This is a genomic window from Streptomyces meridianus (genome assembly GCF_023703325.1).
GTDB classification, from domain to species: Bacteria; Actinomycetota; Actinomycetes; order Streptomycetales; family Streptomycetaceae; genus Streptomyces; species Streptomyces meridianus.
Genome location: NZ_JAMQGM010000068.1, coordinates 1 through 19,615, shown reverse-complemented (window position 1 = coordinate 19,615; position 19,615 = coordinate 1). Strand labels below are relative to the sequence as shown.

General features: G+C 72.0%; 18 protein-coding genes. 4 read left to right on the top strand and 14 right to left on the bottom strand.

What is annotated here, in order from left to right; genetic code table 11:
• Positions 1–91: 91 nt before the first annotated feature.
• The 5 genes from M1E25_RS24770 to M1E25_RS24750 form a co-directional block, all read right to left on the bottom strand.
• On the bottom strand, positions 92–460 hold the full coding sequence (locus M1E25_RS24770) for a holo-ACP synthase (RefSeq protein ID WP_251419415.1): 369 nt from the start codon (positions 458–460) through the stop codon (positions 92–94).
• On the bottom strand, positions 457–2,304 hold the full coding sequence (gene glmS / locus M1E25_RS24765; protein WP_251419413.1) for a glutamine--fructose-6-phosphate transaminase (isomerizing): 1,848 nt from the start codon (positions 2,302–2,304) through the stop codon (positions 457–459). Before glmS ends, M1E25_RS24770 begins: the two co-directional genes overlap by 4 nt.
• Positions 2,305–2,393: 89 nt before the next feature.
• Positions 2,394–2,642, bottom strand: a complete 249-nt coding sequence (locus M1E25_RS24760) for a hypothetical protein (RefSeq protein ID WP_372501424.1) — start codon at positions 2,640–2,642, stop codon at positions 2,394–2,396.
• Positions 2,643–2,797: 155 nt separating this feature from the next.
• Positions 2,798–3,607, bottom strand: coding sequence for an ABC transporter permease (locus M1E25_RS24755; protein ID WP_251419411.1), 810 nt, complete (start codon positions 3,605–3,607; stop codon positions 2,798–2,800).
• Complete coding sequence (locus M1E25_RS24750; protein WP_251419409.1) at positions 3,604–4,623, bottom strand: ATP-binding cassette domain-containing protein; 1,020 nt, start codon at positions 4,621–4,623, stop codon at positions 3,604–3,606. Before M1E25_RS24750 ends, M1E25_RS24755 begins: the two co-directional genes overlap by 4 nt.
• Positions 4,624–4,767: 144 nt before the next feature.
• On the opposite strand from M1E25_RS24750, the gene coaA reads away from it, so the two are divergent.
• Entirely contained in the window at positions 4,768–5,757 is a 990-nt protein-coding gene (coaA, locus tag M1E25_RS24745) for a type I pantothenate kinase (protein ID WP_251419407.1), read from the top strand.
• A 13-nt stretch (positions 5,758–5,770) separates the two neighbouring features.
• Positions 5,771–6,721: a DUF389 domain-containing protein gene (locus M1E25_RS24740; protein WP_251419405.1), complete on the top strand. Its 951-nt coding sequence runs from the start codon at positions 5,771–5,773 to the stop codon at positions 6,719–6,721.
• Between the two features lie 47 nt (positions 6,722–6,768).
• Here M1E25_RS24740 and M1E25_RS24735 read toward each other — a convergent pair whose 3' ends face one another.
• From M1E25_RS24735 to M1E25_RS24700, 8 genes are all read right to left on the bottom strand, one after another.
• Positions 6,769–8,874, bottom strand: a complete 2,106-nt coding sequence (locus M1E25_RS24735) for an ATP-binding protein (protein ID WP_251419403.1) — start codon at positions 8,872–8,874, stop codon at positions 6,769–6,771.
• Positions 8,871–10,340: a glycosyltransferase family 2 protein gene (locus tag M1E25_RS24730; RefSeq protein WP_251419401.1), complete on the bottom strand. Its 1,470-nt coding sequence runs from the start codon at positions 10,338–10,340 to the stop codon at positions 8,871–8,873. Before M1E25_RS24730 ends, M1E25_RS24735 begins: the two co-directional genes overlap by 4 nt.
• Positions 10,337–11,410 (bottom strand): HEAT repeat domain-containing protein, encoded by a 1,074-nt coding sequence (locus tag M1E25_RS24725; RefSeq protein ID WP_251419399.1) that lies wholly within the window; start codon positions 11,408–11,410, stop codon positions 10,337–10,339. Before M1E25_RS24725 ends, M1E25_RS24730 begins: the two co-directional genes overlap by 4 nt.
• Complete coding sequence (locus M1E25_RS24720; RefSeq protein WP_251419397.1) at positions 11,407–11,781, bottom strand: response regulator transcription factor; 375 nt, start codon at positions 11,779–11,781, stop codon at positions 11,407–11,409. The genes M1E25_RS24725 and M1E25_RS24720 overlap by 4 nt, the downstream gene beginning before the upstream one ends.
• A 220-nt stretch (positions 11,782–12,001) precedes the next feature.
• Positions 12,002–13,360 (bottom strand): phosphoglucosamine mutase, encoded by a 1,359-nt coding sequence (gene glmM, locus M1E25_RS24715; RefSeq protein WP_251419395.1) that lies wholly within the window; start codon positions 13,358–13,360, stop codon positions 12,002–12,004.
• Between the two features lie 134 nt (positions 13,361–13,494).
• The gene (rpsI, locus tag M1E25_RS24710) at positions 13,495–13,998 is read right to left on the bottom strand and encodes a 30S ribosomal protein S9 (RefSeq protein WP_251419394.1); all 504 of its coding nucleotides are present in this window, start codon (positions 13,996–13,998) and stop codon (positions 13,495–13,497) included.
• Positions 13,999–14,039: 41 nt separating this feature from the next.
• Complete coding sequence (gene rplM, locus M1E25_RS24705; protein ID WP_251419393.1) at positions 14,040–14,483, bottom strand: 50S ribosomal protein L13; 444 nt, start codon at positions 14,481–14,483, stop codon at positions 14,040–14,042.
• A 347-nt stretch (positions 14,484–14,830) separates the two neighbouring features.
• The gene (locus M1E25_RS24700; RefSeq protein WP_251419391.1) at positions 14,831–16,450 is read right to left on the bottom strand and encodes an ABC-F family ATP-binding cassette domain-containing protein; all 1,620 of its coding nucleotides are present in this window, start codon (positions 16,448–16,450) and stop codon (positions 14,831–14,833) included.
• 118 nt (positions 16,451–16,568) lie between these two features.
• Between M1E25_RS24700 and M1E25_RS24695 the strand changes: the two genes are divergently transcribed.
• Positions 16,569–17,405, top strand: coding sequence for a hypothetical protein (locus tag M1E25_RS24695; RefSeq protein ID WP_251419389.1), 837 nt, complete (start codon positions 16,569–16,571; stop codon positions 17,403–17,405).
• 125 nt (positions 17,406–17,530) lie between these two features.
• Complete coding sequence (locus M1E25_RS24690; protein ID WP_251419387.1) at positions 17,531–18,274, top strand: hypothetical protein; 744 nt, start codon at positions 17,531–17,533, stop codon at positions 18,272–18,274.
• A 65-nt stretch (positions 18,275–18,339) separates the two neighbouring features.
• On the opposite strand, the gene M1E25_RS24685 is transcribed toward M1E25_RS24690, so the two are convergent.
• A partial coding sequence (locus tag M1E25_RS24685; RefSeq protein ID WP_251419385.1) for an outer membrane protein assembly factor BamB family protein occupies positions 18,340–19,615 on the bottom strand: 1,276 nt, incomplete at its 5' end.

The following is a 19,615-nucleotide window of genomic DNA, read 5'->3' as shown; positions in this document are numbered from 1 at the left end:
ACGGACCGGTGCGCCACGGCGGATCCGCGGCGCGCCCGTTCGTCCGGTCCGCGTCCGCGCGGCCGGACGGCCTGCGTCTCCGGTACGGCCGTCAGGATTCGGCGATCACGACGGCGGAGGCGACGCCCGCGTCGTGGCTCAGCGAGACGTGCCAGCTGCGGACGCCCAGCTCGGCCCCGCGGGCCGCCACCGTGCCCGAAACACGGAGCAGGGGGCGGCCGTTGTCCTCGGTGACCACCTCGGCGTCCGTCCATCTGAGCCCGGTCGGCGCGCCCAGCGCCTTGGCCAGCGCCTCCTTCGCCGCGAAGCGTGCGGCCAGGGACGCGACGCCGCGCCGTTCCCCGCTCGGCAGCGTCAACTCGCCCTCGACGAAAAGCCGCTGGGCCAGGTGCGGGGTGCGCTCGAGTGCTGCGGCGAACCGGTCGATCTCGGCCACGTCGATGCCGACGCCGATGATCATTCGACGGTGACCGATTTGGCGAGGTTGCGCGGCTGATCGACCTCGTTGCCGCGCGCGGTGGCCAGTTCGCAGGCGAAGACCTGCAACGGGACGGTGGCGACCAGGGGCTGGAGCAGGGTCGGTGTCGCGGGGATGCGGATCAGGTGGTCGGCGTACGGCGCCACCGTCTCGTCCCCCTCCTCGGCGATGACGATCGTGCGGGCGCCGCGGGCCCGGATCTCCTGGATGTTGGAGACGATCTTGTCGTGCAGCACGGAGCGCCCGCGCGGCGACGGGACGACCACCACCACCGGCATGTCGTCCTCGATCAGCGCGATCGGCCCGTGCTTCAGCTCGCCCGCCGCGAAGCCCTCGGCGTGCATGTACGCCAGCTCCTTGAGCTTGAGCGCGCCCTCCAGTGCCACCGGGTAGCCGACGTGCCGGCCGAGGAAGAGGACGGTGTTCTTCTGCGCGAGGGAACGGGCCAGTTCACGGACCGGCTCCATGGTGCCGAGCACCTCGCCCACCTGGGTGCTGATCTCGGACAGCTCGCGGATCACCGTGTCGATCTCGTCGCCCCATTTGGTGCCGCGGACCTGGCCCAGGTAGAGGGCCACCAGGTAGCAGGCGACCAGCTGGGTGAGGAACGCCTTGGTGGACGCGACGGCCACTTCGGGCCCGGCGTGTGTGTACAGCACGGCGTCGGACTCGCGGGGAATCGTCGATCCGTTGGTGTTGCAGATGGCGAGGACCTTCGCGCCCTGCTCGCGGGCATGCCTCAGGGCCATCAGGGTGTCCATGGTCTCGCCGGACTGCGAGATGGCCACGACGAGCGTGCGCGGGCCGAGGATGGGGTCGCGGTAGCGGAATTCGCTGGCCAGCTCGGTCTCGCAGGGGATCCGGGTCCAGTGCTCGATCGCGTATTTGGCGATCATGCCCGCGTGGAACGCGGTTCCGCACGCGACGATGACGATCTTGTCGACCTCCCGCAGCACCGAGCCGGGGATGCGCACCTCGTCGAGCGTGAGACGGCCGGTGATGTCGATACGGCCGAGAAGGGTGTCGGCGACCGCCTTCGGCTGCTCGGCGATCTCCTTGAGCATGAAGTAGTCGTAGCCGCCCTTCTCCGCGGCGGACGCGTCCCAGTCGACGTGGTACTCGCGGACGGCGGCCGGCGCACCATGGAAGTCGGTGACCGTCACGCTGTCCCGGCGCAGTTCCACCACCTGGTCCTGGCCCAGCTCGACGGCGTCCCGGGTGTGCTCGATGAACGCCGCGACGTCGGACGCGAGGAACGCCTCGCCGTCGCCCACCCCGACGACGAGCGGGGAGTTGCGGCGGGCGCCGACGACGACGTCCGGCTCGTCCGCGTGCGCCGCGACCAGGGTGAACGCGCCCTCGAGCCGTCGGCAGACATACCGCATGGCCTCGCCGAGGTCCCCGCGGGAGGAGAACTCCTCGGCGAGCAGGTGGGCGACGACCTCGGTGTCCGTCTCCGATGCCAGGGTGTGCCCGCGCTCGGTCAGTTCGGCGCGCAGAACCGCGAAGTTCTCGATGATGCCGTTGTGCACGACTGCGACCCGGCCGGCGTTGTCGATGTGCGGGTGCGCGTTGGCGTCGGTGGGCCCGCCGTGAGTGGCCCACCGGGTGTGGCCGATCCCGGTGCGGCCGTCGGGCAGCGGCCGGTCGGCCAGTTCCTTCCCGAGGTTGGCGAGCTTGCCGGCCTTCTTGGCGGTGGCCAGCCCCCCGTCGGAGAGCACGGCCACACCGGCCGAGTCATAGCCCCGGTACTCCAGCCGCTTCAGGCCGGCGATGACGACGTCGAGGGCCGACTGCCCTCCCACATAACCAACGATTCCGCACATGGCCGAAGCTTAGGCCGTGTCTCCTGCCGTGCGCCGCGAGGCGTCACGGGCAGCGGGGCCCGGGCTGCCCGGCCTGCCCGGCCTGCCGGTCAGTGGCCACGGGCTATGCGGTCCATCGCCTCCTGCACGAGTTCGAGGTACTCCACCTCTTCGCACCGCGGCTTGCTGCCCATCACGTAGTTGTCGAGGCAGTCGGCGAGATCCTCGGCGACGTCCTCGTCGGGCAGGTCGGCGGCGAGTTCGCTGCACACCCGTGCGGCGAACTCGTCCTGAGCGGTCCGCTGTCTCGGAACAACGGGCTTCCGCCACGCCATGCGGCGGCGAGCACGTACGGCCATGTCCAAGGCCCCCTCGATGTGCGCCATTTCCGGCGCAATCCCCAAAACCCCTTGTTCGTGGACGGTAATGGTGAACGGCCGGTAGGTACACCCCTGCGCAGAGTTTCATCCGACGGCGAAACCGTCCCGTACCGGGGCCTGGTCCGGTACGTGCCTCAGGCCTTCGCCCGGTACGCGTGCATCGCCAGCGGCAGGAACACGGCCGCCAGCCCAACCGCCCAGGCCAGCGACCACAGCACCGGCGAGGCGACCGGGCCGCCCGTCAGCAGGCCGCGCACGGCGTCCGACAGGTGCGTCACCGGGTTGACGTCGACCCAGGCCTGCAGCCAGCCCGGCATGGTCTCGACGCGCACGAAGGCACTGCTGGTGAACGTGATCGGGAAGATCAGGGTGAACGCGAAGACCTGCACCTTCTCCGGGTCGCTCGCCTTCATCCCGATGAGCACGGAGGCCCACGAAACCGCCCCGGCGAAGAACAGCAGCAGCAGCGCGGCGCCCAGCAGCCCGAGGAAACCGGTGGTGACCCGGAACCCGAGGAGCGTCCCCAGACCGATCATCAGCAGCACCGCCCACAGCTGCTTGCACAGGTCCGCACCGATCCGGCCGAACAGCGGCGCCGACCGGGCGATCGGCAGACTGCGCAGCCGGTCGAAGACCCCCTTGGTGAGGTCGGTGTTCAGCGCCATCGCCGTGTACATGGTGGTGAACAGGGCGTTCTGGACGATGATCCCGGCCAGCGCGTACTGGAGGTAGTCCTTCGGCGAACCCGCCATCTGACCACCGAACACGTAGGTGAACAGCACCACGAACATGATCGGCGTGATGCTGAAGTCCACCAGCTCCAGCGGATTGTGCTTGACCTGCACGAGGCTGCGCCACGCCATGGTGGCCGTCTGCTGGACGGCGGCCCACGGCCGCACCCGCCCGCTCCCGGCCGGCGGGGCGGCGATCGTTCCGGCCGTCATGCCACGCTCCTCACCCGTGCGAACTCGTCCTCCGCGCCACCGTCGCCACCCTCGTCACCGGCAGTGCCCTCGTCGGCCGCCCCGGGTTCCGCGCGGTGCCCGGTCAGCGCCAGGAAGACCTCGTCCAGGCTGGAGCGGCGCAGGGTGAGCTCACCGACGGCGATCCCGGCCTGGTCGAGCCGGCGCACCACGGCGGGCATCAGCGCCGGGTCCTCGACCGGAGCCGTGATCACGTCGCCCTCGATGCGCGCACGGTGCCCGGCGTCGACGGCCACCAGCGCGTGCGCCTTCTCCAACTCGCCCTCGTGCACCGGCCGCACCTGGAGTACCTGGCCGCCTGCCTGCGCCTTGAGTTCGTCCGGTGTGCCGTCCGCGATCACCCGGCCCCGGTCGATCACGACGATCTCGTCGGCCAGCTGATCGGCCTCGTTCAGGTACTGGGTGGTCAGCAGCGCCGTCACACCCTCCGCGACGAGCCCGCGCAGCATCTCCCACAGCTCGCCGCGGCTGTGCGGGTCCAGCCCCGTGGTCGGCTCGTCCAGGAACAGCACCTGCGGGCGCCCGACCAGGCTGGCCGCGAGGTCGAGCCGGCGCCGCATGCCGCCCGAGTACGACTTCGTCGCCCGGCCTGCGGCGTCCGTGAGCCCGAAGCGCTCCAGCAGCTCCGCGGCGCGGGCCCGGGCGTCACCGCGCGGCAGCCCGAGGAGCCGTCCGATCATCAACAGGTTCTCGGTGCCCGTGAGCATCTCGTCCACCGCGGCGAACTGGCCGGTGAGACCCACCACGGATCTGACCCTGCCCGCCTCGCGGACCACGTCGTGCCCGGCGACCGTCGCCCGGCCGGCGTCGGGCCGGATCAGCGTGGCGAAGATCCGGACCGCCGTCGTCTTGCCCGCACCGTTGGGCCCCAGCACACCCAGCACGGTGCCCGTGCGGGCCGCCAGGTCCACGCCGTCCAGCGCCCGGGTCTCCTTGAACCGCTTCGCCAGGCCCTCCGCCTGAATCGCGTACGACATGGCCGACCTCCTGATCTGCCCGCTTTTGCACACTCCCCCCACTGTGACCCAACCCACCGACAATTGCCGCCAGGCGCCGGACCCGCCTCCCGGAGTGAGGCACACCACCCCCCGCAGCACCGCCCGAGCCACCACAATGAGGAGGTGATCACGTCTCCAGCGCGAAGCCCCCAGCGGCGGGCCGAGTCGACCCCGTACGTGGACCTCACACGCGCCGAGTGGAGCGCCCTGCGCGACAGGACGCCGCTCCCGCTGACCGCGGAGGAGGTCGAGCGACTGCGCGGGCTCGGCGACGTCATCGACCTCGACGAGGTCCGCGACGTCTATCTGCCGCTGTCCCGGCTCCTCAACTTCTACGTGGCCGCCTCCGCGAACCTGCGCGGCGCCCTCAACACCTTCCTCGGGGACGCGGGCAACGGACAGGGCGCCCAGCGCGGCACGCCGTTCGTGATCGGAGTCGCGGGCAGTGTCGCCGTCGGCAAGTCGACCACCGCCCGGCTGCTCCAGGCGCTGCTCGCCCGCTGGCCGGAACACCCCTCGGTGGAGCTCGTCACCACCGACGGCTTCCTGCTGCCGAACGCCGAGCTGCACCGGCGCGGTCTGATGTCCCGCAAGGGTTTCCCCGAGTCGTACGACCGGCGTGCCCTGACCCGTTTCGTGGCGGACGTGAAGTCGGGGCGGGACGAGGTGTCGGCGCCGGTGTACTCGCACCTGATCTACGACATCGTCCCCGGCGAACGTCAGGTCGTCCGCCGGCCGGACATCCTCGTCGTCGAGGGTCTCAACGTGCTCCAGCCCGCGCTGCCCGGCAAGGACGGGCGCACCCGGCTCGGGCTCGCCGACTTCTTCGACTTCAGCGTCTACGTGCACGCGCGGGCCGAGGACATCGAGGAGTGGTACCTCAGCCGGTTCCGGAAGCTGCGCGAGACCGCCTTCCAGGACCCGGCCTCCTACTTCCGCAGGTTCACGCAGGTCCCGGAGGAGGAGGCGCTGGAGTACCCGCGGATGATGTGGCGGACCGTCAACCGTCCCAACCTGCTGCAGAACGTGGCGCCCACCCGCGGGCGGGCCAACCTGGTGCTGCGCAAGGGCCCGGACCACCGCGTCCAGCGGCTGTCGCTGCGCAAGATCTAGGAGCAACCCGAACGTGCTGCATCTTCGTCTGATCGTGCCCGCCGACCGGACGGATTCCGTGGTCGGCCTGCTGGAGAAGACGGTCGGCACCGTCCATCTGGTGGTGCTTCCCGGGGTTGCCCGCAACCCCGCCGGGGACCTGGTGACCTGCGACGTCGCCCGCGAAGCGGCGGACGAGCTGCTCACCGAGCTGTGCGCGCTGGGGCTGGAGGAGGACGGCTCCATCGCCGTCGAGGAGGTGTCGGTTTCGCTGTCCGACCGGGCCGACCGGGCCGAGCGCGAGGCGCCCGGCGAGCCCGCGGACGCCGTGCTGTGGGACCACCTCACCGAGGCGACGCACGAGGAGTCGACGCTCTCGGTCACCTACCTCGCGTTCCTCTGCCTCGCCACCATGATCGCCGCCTGCGGCGTGGTCCTCGACAACGCGATCCTCGTCGTCGGCGCGATGGCCGTCGGCCCCGAGTTCGGCCCGCTGGCAGGCATCTGCACTGCGGCGGCCCGGCGGGCGCCCGGGCTGGCCTGGCGCTCCACGGTCGCGCTCGCCGTCGGGTTCGCCGCGGCCATGGCGGTGACGACCCTGTTCAGCCTGGGCATGGACGGCCTCGGGCTGTTCAGCGACAAGAAGCTGGAGGCGGACCGGGCCAACACCGGATTCATCTGGGACCCCGACCCCTTCTCGTTCGTCGTGGCCCTGCTGGCGGGCATCGCCGGAACGCTGTCCCTCACGTCGTCCAAGTCCGGTGCCCTGGTGGGCGTGGCCATCTCGGTGACCACCGTGCCCGCCGCCGCCAACGCCGCCGTGGCGCTCTCCTACGGCGACTACGTGCAGATGGCCGGGTCCGTCCAGCAGCTGGCGCTCAACCTGGTCGGCATCCTCCTCACCGGCACCCTCACCCTCCTCACCCAGAAGTTCTTCTGGACGCGGCAGCGCTCCCGGATGTTCCGGACCGAGCAGTCCGCCTGACCGGCACCCCGGCGAGCGGGCGCTCCGGTTCCGCCGCCGGCCTGCGGTCAGCCGACCCCGGCCGACGGCAGCCGCACGGTGACCGTGGTGCCCTCGCCCTCGCGCGACTCGATCCTGAGGTCGCCCCCGTGGTTGTCCACGATGGTCCGCACGATCGCCAGGCCGAGGCCCGTTCCGGGGACCGCGAGCCCGGAGGCGTTCGACGCCCGGAAGAACCGGGTGAACAGGTGCTTCTGCTCCGCCTCCGGGATGCCGATGCCGGTGTCCCGGACGGTCAGCTCCACATCGCCGTTCCGCCGGGTGCCCCGCAGGGTCACCCGGCCCCCGCTCGGCGTGAACTTGACCGCGTTGGACATCAGGTTCATCAGCATGCGGTCGAGCTGGTGGGGGTCGGCGTTCGCGGTCAGCGGCTCGTGCGAGCAGGTGCTGAGCAGCTCGACCCCCTTGTCGTCCGCGACCGGGCGCATCGCATCGGTGACGGCCCGGACGGTGCCGCACACGTCCATGTTCTGCTTGACGCCCTTGTACTCTCCCGACTCGATGCGGGAGAGCGTGAGCAGGTCCTCGATCATCATCTGCAGCCGGACGGTGTTGCGCTCCACCACGTCGAGCGCCTTGCGCTGGTGCCGTGTCAGCTCTCCGGTGTCCTCGTCCAGCATCAGCTCCACGTAACCGGCGATGCTGGTCAGCGGGGTGCGGAGTTCGTGGGAGACCGTCGACAGGAACTCCGACTTGGCCCGGTCCAGCGCCCGCAGCTCCTCGACCAGCCGGCCCTCCTGCTCGTACAGCCGAGAGTGCAGCAGCGCGCGTCCGACGTCGGTGGCCATGGACTCCAGGGTCTGGATCTCCACGTCGCCCCAGACGTCGTCCGGGCGGGTCCGCAGCAGGATCAGGCATCCGTCGACCTCCCGGCTCGGGCTGAACGGCGACACCGCAACCGCCCGCCCGCCGAGTTCCGCAACGGCCGCACGGACCTCGGCGGGCATTCCCGTCCTCCCGTAGGAGCCCGGTGCTCCCGGCACCGGCAGCTCCTCGGCGAGGTAGGGGCGCACGTCGTCGATGCAGAACGTCGCGCCGCTGCCGGTGGGCTGCGGGACGGCGTCGGGCGGGAGGGGCGGCAGCAGGCGCAGTTCCTCCTCCGGCACGAGGCCGAGTTCGGCGTTCCACGCCTGCACGACGGGCACGGCCCCGGCGTCCTCCCCGGAGAGGAGGATCAGCACGTGGTCGGCCCGCATGCCCAGACCGATCGCGGGCGCGGCCTCGCGGAGCACAGCGTCGGCGCCGAGGTGGGTGCGGATGCGGCGTCCGGCGTGCCGGGACGCCGCGGCCAGCCGGGCCCGCTCCTCCTCCAGCGCCCGCAGCCGGTCGGTCTCGTCGGCCAGCGCGTTGACCGAACCGGCCACGTCGTCGATCTCGGCCGGAGGGACGGCGGGAGCCCGGGTGGCGTGGTCGCCCGCGGTGAGCCGGGCGAGGGTCATCCGGACCTGCTCGAGGGGCCGGACGAGCCAGTGGGTGGTGCGCATTGCCTCGAGGAGAGCAAGGGCGACCGTCGCGGCGACGAGGGCGCCGGTGGCCACCGCGGTCACCCGGACGGTGCTCCGGGTGCGGTTGCGCAGGTGGTCGACGTCGCGCAGCAGGCGGCGGTCGAGGGCTTCGTTCGTCGACCGGAAGACCGCGAAGGACGTCCCCAGCCGGCCTGCGAGGTCCAGGGCCTGGGGGCTTCCGGGCCGCATCGCCGTCTCGGGCGCGGCCTCCCGCAGATAGGCGTCGACCTGGTGCTGCTGGAGATCGAGATTCCGCGCGGTCCCCGGCACGTCGTGCCGGCGCGCCTCCCGGAACGCATCCGGCAGCGCGCTGCGCGCCCGCCGGTACGCCCGCAGTTCGGCCGGGTCCCCCAGCAGCAGGTAGTTGCGCAGCGAGCGCTGGGTCTCGCCCAGCGAGGTGCGCAACAGCACGTTCGAGTCCCGCAGCGGTCCGACGCGCTGGGTGAGCTCGGCGACCGTCCGGTCCTCGTACCAAGCCGTGACCAGGGAACCGGCTCCCACGAACACGATCAGGAAGATCACCAGACCGAACGCCGTCCCCAGGCGCCGGGCAACCGGCACCTTCCGGCCGGTTCCGGCCCGGGCACGGCCGCCAGCGGGCCGCTTCACCGCTCTCCCCCTTGCTTCGATCCGGCCGGGGCGAAACCCTTGCGGGTCATGACGCCCCAGTCCTGCTGGGAGCCGTGCAGGGCGTCCCACATGCCGCGCAACTGCGCGACCGCGAGGAACTGACGGTAGCCGAGGTTCTCGATCAGCGAGGCGACCATGAGGTCCGCCGTGTCCCGCCACCTCGTGAAACGGTGGAAGGCGAACTCCTCCGCGGCCACGGCCACCAGGCTCACCACCATGGCCAAGCCGTAGGCCAGGAGCAGGAAGTGCCAGAGGAAGGCCACGTTCACGGCACCGAGGGCCACGCCCAAGGGCACCAGGACGAGACCGGCCACCTCGATCAGCGGAGCCAGGAGTTCGAAGACCACGTAGTACGGCAGGGTCAGCAGTCCGATGCGGCCGTACCGGGGATTGGCGATCATGCGCCGGTGCTTGAGGAGGAGTTCGGTGAGGCCGCGGTGCCAGCGACGGCGCTGCCGGGCGAGGATCCGGGCGGTCGGTGGTGCCTCGGTCCAGCAGATCGGTTCGCTGACGAAGACGATCCGGTAGTCCCGGCGCCGGTCGCGCATGCTCCGGTGCAGCTTGAGGACCAGTTCGGCGTCCTCGCCCATGCAGTCGGGGTCCAGCCCCCCGACCTCGACGACGGCCTCCCGCCGGAACACCCCGAAGGCACCGGAGATGATCAGCAGCCCTCCGAGCCTGGACCATGCGGTCCGGCCGAGGAGGAAGGCCCGCAGGTACTCGATGGTCTGGATCCGGACGACGGACTCGCGGGGCATGCGGACCTCGACGACACGGCCCGCCCTGACGACGCAGCCGTTGGCGATGCCCACGACCCCGCCACAGCCCACGGTCCGCGTCGGATCGTCCATCAGCGGTTTGACCGCGGACAGGAGCGCCTCGGGGCCCAGCAGCGAGTCCGCGTCCACCATGCACACCAGCGGGTACCGGGCGAGGTCGATGCCGACGTTGAGCGCGTCGGCCCGCCCCCCGTTCTGCTTGCGGACGACGACGAGCGGGAGGGAGCTGGTACGGGGCAGGTGGACGGATTCGACGTCCCCCCTCGAGGGGATCTCCCGCGGCACGACATGCTCCACCTCGACGAGGTCGAACGCCTCCCGGAGACGCTCCAGTGTCCCGTCGGTGGAACCGTCGTCGACGACCACGATCTCGAAGCGGGGGTAGCGCAGCAGCAGCATGGCCCGCATCGCCTCGGTGATGACGGCCTCCTCGTTGTAAGCGGGCACGATCACCGAGATCGGCGGGGTGAAGCGGCTCGCTGCGGCGTCGTCGTGTCCGGCGACGGGCGCTCTGCGCAGCGTCCGGATCACGTCTCTACTCCCGAGCAGGGTGATCAGCAGGTTGCAGCTGTTGATGACGAGGAAGTACCAGAGGATCGCCGTGTCGGTGACCGCGAAGAACCCGTCCACGACATCCCGCAGGACTCCGGTCGCCGTCTCCGTCATGGGCCGGTCCCCCGGTCGCCCGCGGCAATAGCGGCCCGGGCGTAGGCCGCCGCCCGCGGTCCGTCCGCGCCCCTGGCGGAAAAATCGAGAGCCAGGTGCCCGGCGGGCCCGATGCGGAGCAGGGCATCGCCGGCCGCAGCCGCCACACGGTGGGACGGGTCGCGCAGAAGCGCCGTCAGCCGTGGAGTCGCACGCACCGCGCCCAGGATCCCGAGGGCCTCGGCCGCCGCCACTCGCAGGTCGAGCGGATGGGCCGGATCGACGGTGTCGAGAAGGGGCTCGAGGGCGTCCCGGGTTCCCAGGAAGCCCATGGCATGCGCTGCCCGGACCCTGACCTCGGGCGACGGATCGTCTCTCAGGACTCCGGCAACCACGTCGGTCGCCTCCCGGTCACCGAGCGAGGCCAGGGCATCGAGCGCCACCGCGCGGGCGACGGCGTCGCGATGCCCGAGTCCCGCACGGATCGCGGGCAATGCAACAGGCCCGAGCCGGATCAGTGCCGACGTGGCGACGGCCGGAGGGATTCTGCGGTGGCCGTCCAGACGGTCCAGCAGAGCGGGAACGGCGTTGACGTCCCCCAGCCGGCCGAGGGCACGCCCCGCGACCGCGCGGAGGTCCGGGTCCCGGCTGTCCAACAGCGGGAGCAGAGCGGGCGCCGCCGGTTCGTGGCCGAGTTCGCCGATCAGCTCCGCGGAGCGAGCCCGCCGGAGCGTTCCCCGCCGCCGCAGACCGGCGAGAGCCCCTTCGACGGCGCCACGCCGCTCGAACAGCTCCACGAGGGCATCCCGGCCTCGTCCCGTCACCTTGCCCAGCATGGCGGCGGCCGTCGGCTCGAGCGCCTCCCATCGGCGCTGATCAAGTCCGGTGAGCCGGCGCAGGGCAGCCGATTCCTCCTCGTCGTCCTCGCAGACCAGCTCGATCAACAGGCCCCGCAGCGGCGCGGCCCGGGCGGCACGGAGACGCTCCTCCAGCAGGCGGATCGATCGGATGACGACGACGAGGAGCCCCAACACCATGACCGCCAGCAGGGTGCAGAGCAGAAAGACCGAGCTGGTGAGGACGGTCGTCATTGTCCGGCCCGGCCGAGAACGGCCTGGACCCGGCTCGCCAGCTCCCGCGGGCTGAACGGCTTGATGATGTAGTCGTCGGCTCCGGCGGCGAACCCCCTCTCCACGTCGCCCTCCTGGGAGCGCGCGGTGAGCAGGATGATCGGCAGTCCCGAGGTCGCCGGTTCGGCCCGCAGCTCCCGGCAGACGTCCAGTCCGGACATGCCGGGCATACGGATGTCGAGGAGCACGAGGTTCACCGCGGACTCCCGGGCCGCGGCCAGCGCCGACGGGCCGTCCTCCACCGCGACGACCTCATGGCCGGACTGGGTGAGTTTGAAGGTCACGAGGTCGCGGATGTCGGCGTCGTCGTCCGCCACCAGCACGTTCGCCACAGGCCCTCCTTCGTGCGGCTCCCAGCAGCAAACGGCATCCGTGACCACGCGCTGGTCGTCGACACGGCCGCCGGAGCGGCTGTGGTCCGTACGGAGCATCCGGACGTTGGGAGGCGGGAAGCCGGGGCCCTGGGCGCGTCCGGCGACGGGTTCGCGTCCGGGGGACGCCGAGGAGGCCGCGGCCCCCGGCGGGTCCGCGGCCTCCTCGGGATCCGGAAGGTCAGCCCAGCGCCGACTTCACCGCGTCGGCCAGCCGGCTCGCGACCGACCGGGCCTGGTCGTTGTCGGCGGCCTCGACCATCACCCGCACCAGCGGTTCGGTCCCGGAGGGCCGGAGCAGGACCCGGCCGGTGGTTCCCAGTTCCCGCTCCGCGTCGGCCACGGCAGAGGCGAGGAGCTCGGAGGTCTCCACCCGGCTCTTGTCCACGTCAGGGACGTTGACGAGCACCTGCGGGAGCCGCTGCATGGCGGAGGCCAGGTCGGCCAGCGAGCGTCCGGTGGCGGCCACCCGGGCGGCGAGCATCAGACCGGTCAGGGTTCCGTCGCCGGTCGTGGCGTGATCGAGGATGATCACGTGCCCGGACTGTTCGCCGCCGAGGGCGTAGCCGTGCTCCTTCATGGACTCGAGGACGTACCGGTCGCCGACCGCGGTCTGGACGAGGTCGATGCCCTCGCGCTCCATGGCCTGCTTGAAACCGAGGTTCGACATCACCGTGCCGACCACGGTGTTCCTCCGCAGCCCGCCGGCGTCCCGCATCGCGAGGGCGAGGACGGCCAGGATCTGGTCGCCGTCGACCTCATTGCCCTCCGCGTCGACCGCGAGGCAGCGGTCGGCGTCACCGTCGTGGGCGACACCGAGGTCCGCGCCGTGCTCGACGACGGCCGCCTTCAGCTGGTCGAGGTGCGTGGAGCCGCAGCCGTCGTTGATGTTGAGGCCGTCGGGTGCGGCGCCGATGGCGACGACGTCGGCCCCGGCGCGGGCGAAGGCTTCCGGGGACACCCGGGAGGCGGCACCGTGCGCCTCGTCCAGGACGATCCGCAGCCCGTCGAGGCGGTTCGGCAGCACGCCGATGAGGTGGGCGACGTAGTTGTCGAAGCCCTCGTCGTAGGTCCGGACCCGGCCCACGCCCTCGCCGGTCGGCCGCTCCCAGGGCTCGCCGGAGCGGTGCTCCTCGTAGACCGTCTCGATGCGGTCCTCGAGCTCGTCGGGGAGCTTGTGGCCGCCGCGGGCGAAGAACTTGATGCCGTTGTCGGGCATGGGGTTGTGCGAGGCGGAGAGCATCACACCGAGGTCGGCACCGAGCGCGCCGGTGAGGTAGGCGACGGCCGGGGTGGGCAGCACACCGACACGCAGCACGTCCACGCCCGCGCTCGCCAGGCCGGCGACCACGGCGGACTCCAGGAACTCTCCGGACGCCCGGGGGTCCCGCCCGACGACCGCGGTGGGCCGGTGGCCCTCGAAGGTGCCCGCTTCGCCGAGCACATGCGCCGCCGCGACCGACAGACCGAGCGCGAGCTCAGCCGTCAGATCCGCGTTGGCGACACCGCGCACGCCGTCCGTGCCGAAGAGTCGTCCCACTGGTGTCCTCCGAGTTGCTTTCGAAACGAGCCAATCCCTGAGCGTTTCCCTCTGTTTACGCTCCTGATTGTTCATAGACGAACGCCCCGGCAGCACACGGAGTGCCGCCGGGGCGGTCGACGATGAGCGAGCGATCAGCGCTTGCTGTACTGCGGCGCCTTACGGGCCTTCTTCAGACCGGCCTTCTTGCGCTCGACCGCACGGTCGTCACGGCTCAGGAACCCGGCCTTCTTGAGGGTGGCGCGGTTGTTCTCCACGTCCGCCTCGTTCAGCGCACGAGCGACACCCAGGCGCAGCGCACCGGCCTGGCCGGAGACGCCGCCACCGGAGATGCGGGCGACGACGTCGTAGCGGTCGTCGAGCTCGAGCACCTTGAAGGGCTCGTTGACTTCCTGCTGGTGCACCTTGTTGGGGAAGTAGTCCTCAAGGGTGCGACCGTTGATCTTCCACTTGCCGCTGCCCGGCACGATGCGCACACGGGCGATGGCGTTCTTGCGACGCCCGAGGCCGGCAGCCGGCTGCGGGTCGCCGAAACGGGACGCCAGCGACTCGGAGGTGAACTCCGACGGCGCGGCACTCTCGGTGGTGTACTCCTCGACCTCGTTCTCGACGACGGTCTCGGGGGTGGTCTCGGCCACGATGCTCCTCAGATTCTTTTCGTCTTTGGGGGTGGCCGGGACTACTGCGCGACCTGGGTGATCTCGAACGGCACCGGCTGCTGCGCAGCGTGAGGGTGCTCCGAGCCCGAGTAGACCTTCAGCTTGGAGAGCACCTGACGGCCCAGGGTGTTCTTGGGGATCATGCCCTTGATGGCCTTCTCGACGGCCTTCTCGGGGTTCTTCTCCAGCAGCTCGTCGTAGCGGACGGAGCGCAGACCACCCGGGTAACCGGAGTGGCGGTAGGCCATCTTCTGGGTCCGCTTGTTGCCGGAGAGGTGCACCTTGTCCGCGTTGATGATGATGACGAAGTCACCAGCGTCAACGTGCGGCGCATAAACCGGCTTGTGCTTGCCCCGGAGAAGGGTGGCGGCCTGAGTGGCCAGGCGACCCAGAACAACGTCGGTGGCGTCGATGACGTACCACTGACGCTGGACGTCGCCGGGCTTGGGGCTGTACGTACGCACGGTCGTAGCCTTCGCTTCTTCAGTGATGGGGGTCTCCCCCGGGCCCGGAGGGTCCGGAGGACGGGTCCTTGTACAAGGCCACCCGGACGATCACGACAGCCCTTGAGGCATGCGGGGACGCAACCCGCATGCCTGCCGCTGGTCATCGGCCCGGTGGACCGGCGTAAGGGCCCCTCACGTGAGATAGAGCAAGCCAATACGCATAACGAACCTGCAGAATACCGGGCCGTCCCACGCGGGTCAAAACACCTGCCGGGCCCCCGCACAGGGCCCGAGGCGCCGCTGAGCCGCATGTCACAGGGGGTGGCAGCGGGGTGGCACGTCCGGACCGGCCGGCCGCCGGTCCCCTACCGGGCCCGGGCCACCCGGCCCTCGTCCCACACCGGCTCGTCGGACTCGCGAACGGTGCCGTCCGCACCGAACACCAGGAAGCGGTCGAAGCCGCGGGCGAACCAGCGGTCGTGCGTCACCGCCAGCACCGTCCCGTCGTACGCCTCCAGCCCCTCCTGCAGCGCCTCGGCGCTCTCCAGGTCCAGGTTGTCGGTGGGCTCGTCCAGCAGCAGGGCTGTGGTGCCGGCCAGCTCCAGCAGCAGGATCTGGAACCGTGCCTGCTGCCCGCCCGAGAGCTTCTCGAACGGCTGGTCGCCCTGGCGCTCGAGCTCGTAGCGGCGCAGCGCCGACATCGCCCGGCCGCGGTCCCGGGCGTGCTCGGTCCACAGGATGTCGACGAGCGTGCGCCCCTCCAGTTCGGGATGCGCGTGTGTCTGCGCGAAATGCCCCGGGACGACCCTGGCTCCCAGCTTCCACCGGCCGGTGTGCGCCACGTCGTCCCCGGCCAGCAACCGCAGGAAGTGCGACTTCCCGGAACCGTTCGAGCCGAGGACCGCGACCCGCTCCCCGTAGAAGACCTCCAGGCCGAAGGGCCTCATCAGGCCGGTCAGCTCCAGCTGCTCGCAGGTCACCGCGCGGACTCCGGTGCGCCCGCCCTGGAGGCGCATGGTGATCTCCTGCTCGCGCGGCGGCTCCGGCGGCGGACCGGCCTCCTCGAACCTCCGCAGCCTGGTCTGCATCGCCCGGTAGCGGGAGGCCATGTCCGGGCTGTTCGCCGCCTGCTGCCGCAGCCGCAGCACCAGGGCCTTCAACCGCGCGTGCTCCTCGTCCCAGCGCCGCTTCAGCTCCTCGAACCGGGCGAAGCGCTCCTTGCGCGCCCGGTGGTAGGTGCCGAAGCCGCCGCCGTGCACCCAGACGTCGCTGCCGGCCGGGCTCGGCTCCAGACTGACGATCCTCTGCGCCGCCCGGGCCAGCAGTTCGCGGTCGTGCGAGACGAACAGCACCGTCTTGCGGGTCTCGCGCAGGCGCTCCTCCAGCCAGCGCTTGCCGGGCACGTCCAGATAGTTGTCCGGCTCGTCGAGCAGCAGCACCTCGTCGGGACCGCGCAGCAGCGCCTCGAGGACCAGGCGCTTCTGCTCGCCCCCGGAGAGGGTGCGGACCTCCCGCCACTGCGCCTTCTCGTACGGGATGCCGAGCGCGGCGGTGGTGCACATGTCCCAGACGGTCTCGGCCTCGTACCCGCGCGCCTCCGCCCAGTCGCTGAGCGCCTGGGCGTAACTCATCTGTGCGGCCTCGTCGTCCCGGGTCATGATGGCGAGTTCGGCCGCGTCGACCGCGGCGGCGGCCTCGCGGATCCGCGGCTGGGCGACGGACACGAGCAGGTCGCGCACCGTCCGCTCGTCCCGGACGGAACCGACGAACTGCGGCATCACCCCGAGGCCGCCGCCGACCGTCACCGAGCCGCCGTGCGGCTGGAGTTCGCCGGAGATCAGCCGGAGCAGCGTGGTCTTGCCCGCGCCGTTGGCGCCGACCAGGGCGACTGCCGCGCCCTCGCCGACCCGGAACGAGGCGTCACCCAACAGGGCCCGCCCGTCCGGCAGGTAGTACTCGACGTGTGCGACCTCGACGTGACCCATGGAGCGGATTGTCGCCAAGGACCCGCGCGGAGCCAACCCGTTTTCCCGGGGGCGCACCGGACGGGAACTCCCGGACGGCCCCTCGGACGAGCCCGCGTGCCCGTCTAAGATGCGCCGCATGAGCTTTGGGCAAGGGGGGCCTTTCGGCCCGGGCGGAGAACACGAGTCGGCCCCCGACTGGGCGGCGTTGGCGGAAGAGGCCGAGGCGCGCGGCCGGCGCCGCCGGTGGATGCTGATCGGCGGTGGTGTGCTGGCCACGCTGGCGATCGGCGGGATCGTCGCCACCGCCGTGATCGGATCCGGCCGGGACGACGGCAAGCCCAGCGGCCTGCCGTCGCCGGAGAGCCTGCCCAGCGAGACCGCGCAGCCGGAGCCGTCGTTCTCCGAGCTGTCCCCGCCTCCGCCACCGAACCCGCACGACTTCGTCGCCGACGCCCGGAAGGACACCGCGCCGCTGAGTGCCGACACCCTCTTCCCGGGCGGACGGCTGACGCTGGGCGGCGGCACGTACGCCAAGGGCCCGAGCGGCTCGACGACGAACTGCGCTGCGGCCGCCTCCTCCCGGCTGGCCGCGGTGCTGACGGGCAACGGCTGCACCCGGGTGATCCGCGCGACGTACCGGAAGAAGGACGTTGCCGTGACCGTCGGCGTCGCGGTCTTCGCGAACGAGGCCCGGGCCAAGCGGGCCAAGGCGCAGGCCGCGGGCAACATCCAGTCGCTCTCCGGCGGCGGGGTGCCGTCCTTCTGCCGGGCGACGGCCTGTCGGCTGTCGGCCAACTCCTACGGCCGGTACGCCTACTTCACGGTCTCCGGATACCTCTCCGGTGCGGCTGTGACCGCATCCGACACCGCCGCGCTGCGGGCCGGCAAGGACATCTCCGGCTACGCGTTCAGCCGCATCGTCGACCGGGGCGTGGCGCAGGCGTCGGCCGCCGCCGAGCGGCAGGCCGGCTGAGACCCGCGGAGGACCGCCGGGCCCCGTGGGGCGCCCCCGGGCCCGGCGGCCCTCCTCTGGCGGGGCTCCGGTCGCGGGCGTAGCGTCGTCGGCAGAGGGCGTCCGAGGCGAGGTGATCCCCGCACATGGTCCGTAATCTCATCGGTTCCCTGCTCGCCGCCGCCGGAGCGACGGCCGCCGTCTGGAGCCCCTTCCGTGCCTGGTACGACGGCCGTCCCGGACAGGACATCCGCATCCAGGACCTGTTCGGCGGCATCACCACCGTGGACGCCGACCTCTTCACGTCGATGCTGCTGCCGATGCTGGCGGGCGCGCTGATCACGTTGATCGGGATCCTGCTGCGGTCCCGTGCCGTCGTGGCGGTGGCGGGCGTGGTGGTGCTGGGGTTCACCGTGCTCTGGATGGTCCGTCAGGGGCAGGCGGTCGGCAGCCTCACGATCGGCGGGACCGGCGGGGTCGGCATCGGTGCGGCCCTCGCTGCCGGCGGTGGCCTGCTGATCCTGCTGGGCGCCCTGGTCATGCGCGGCCGGCGGCCCAGGAGCCGGCTCCACGAGGACGAGTACGGGCCCCCGCCGCACGAGCCGTACGGACCGTACGAGGACGAGTACCCGCCGCCGTACGAGCCGGGCCCCCACCCCTACGGCCAGGCGCCGCCGCCCCGGTACGGGCAGCCTCCGCCGCAGCCCCGTCCGGGCGGGTATCCGCCGCCGGGAGGTGGTCCGCCGCCCGGGGGACCCCCGCAGGACGCCACTCCGCCGTACGGCATGCCACCCGTGGACCCGGACGAGACCCGGACCATGCCCCCGGTGCAGCCGCCCCCGCACGGCCGGCGCGGTCCGCACGACCCGGGAGGCGGCCCGCCGCAGTGAGGTGAGGGCGCCCGTCAGGTGCCCGCTGCACGGCCGGCCGTGACCCGCGTGAACAACGCTTCGGGTCACTGGCGGCCCGCGGCCGGGCGGGCCAGCCCCGTTCCCTTGAGAGCGTCCAGGGCATACACACAGCGGTCCTTGCTGCACGCGTAGACCACGCCGCCCGCCACCACGGGCTCGCCCGTGATCTCCCCGCCGGTCGCGAGCTTCCAGCGCAGCTGGCCCCCGGCGGCGTCCAGGGTGTAGAGGCAGTGGTCGGCCGCACCGAAGTGGATCCGGCCGTCGGCCGTCACCGGTGAGCCGATGACCTCGCCCTGGGCCGCGAAGCGCCACTTCGGGGTGCCGGTGACCGTGTCGAGCGTGTAGAGCGCGCTGCCGCTGGCCACGTGCACCGAACCGGCGGCGAGCAGGACCGGCGCGGTCGACTGCCGGGCCTCGGTGGCGATCCGCCACCGGTCTCGGCCGTCGGCGGCGTCCAGGGCGTAGACGGTCCCCAGGTAGTCGCTGAGGTACACGCCGCCGCCGGTGACCGCCGGGCCGGGGGCGTAGGCGGGCGGGCTGAGGAAGACGGCCGGAGCCTCGAAGCGCCAGCGCACGTCGCCCCGCGCGATGTCGATGGCCAGCACCCGGGTCCCCGCCGCGACGTACACGACGCCGTCCGGGGCGGGCAGCATCCGGATCGGGACGCCGCCGCAGGAGGCCGGGTCGCCCACCGGGTACGACCAGCGTTCGTGTCCGGTGCGGGCCTCGAACGCCCGCAGCCGGCCGTCCGCCCAGACGAACACCGTGCCTTCGTGCACGACCGGTCCGGAGTCAGGGGTCTCGAAGTCGTCCTGGGCGCCGGTGAGTTCCCACAGCCGCTCGCCCGTCGCGGCGTCCCACGCCTGGACGCCGCCGCCGCGGGTGCCGGTGACGACGGTGCCGTGGCCGGCCTTCAGCGAGTACACCCAGCCGTCGGCCGCCAGCCGCCAGCACTCGCTGCCGTCCAGGGCGTCCAGGGCGTAGAGGGTGGGGCCGTCGGAGGCGTGGATGCGCCCGTCGGCGATCTCCATCGCCCACGCCACGTCTCGGGTCTTGAACTGGCGACGCCCGGAGGCCACGTCGAGGGCATGCACTTCGAACGAGGTCACGTACAGCAGGTCACCGGCGACGGCCGGGGTGCCCCAGACATCGTTCGACATCCGGAACCGCCAGGGCCGCCACGGGACGGGCGCCGCCTGCGGTTCGGCCGGAACCGGCGGAGCCGCGGGAACGTCCGTCGCGGGAGCGGGCGGCGGGACGCCGGGCACGACCGGCGCGGCGTGCCGGTCGTCGGGCGGCCGCACCCAGCCGGTGGCGGGC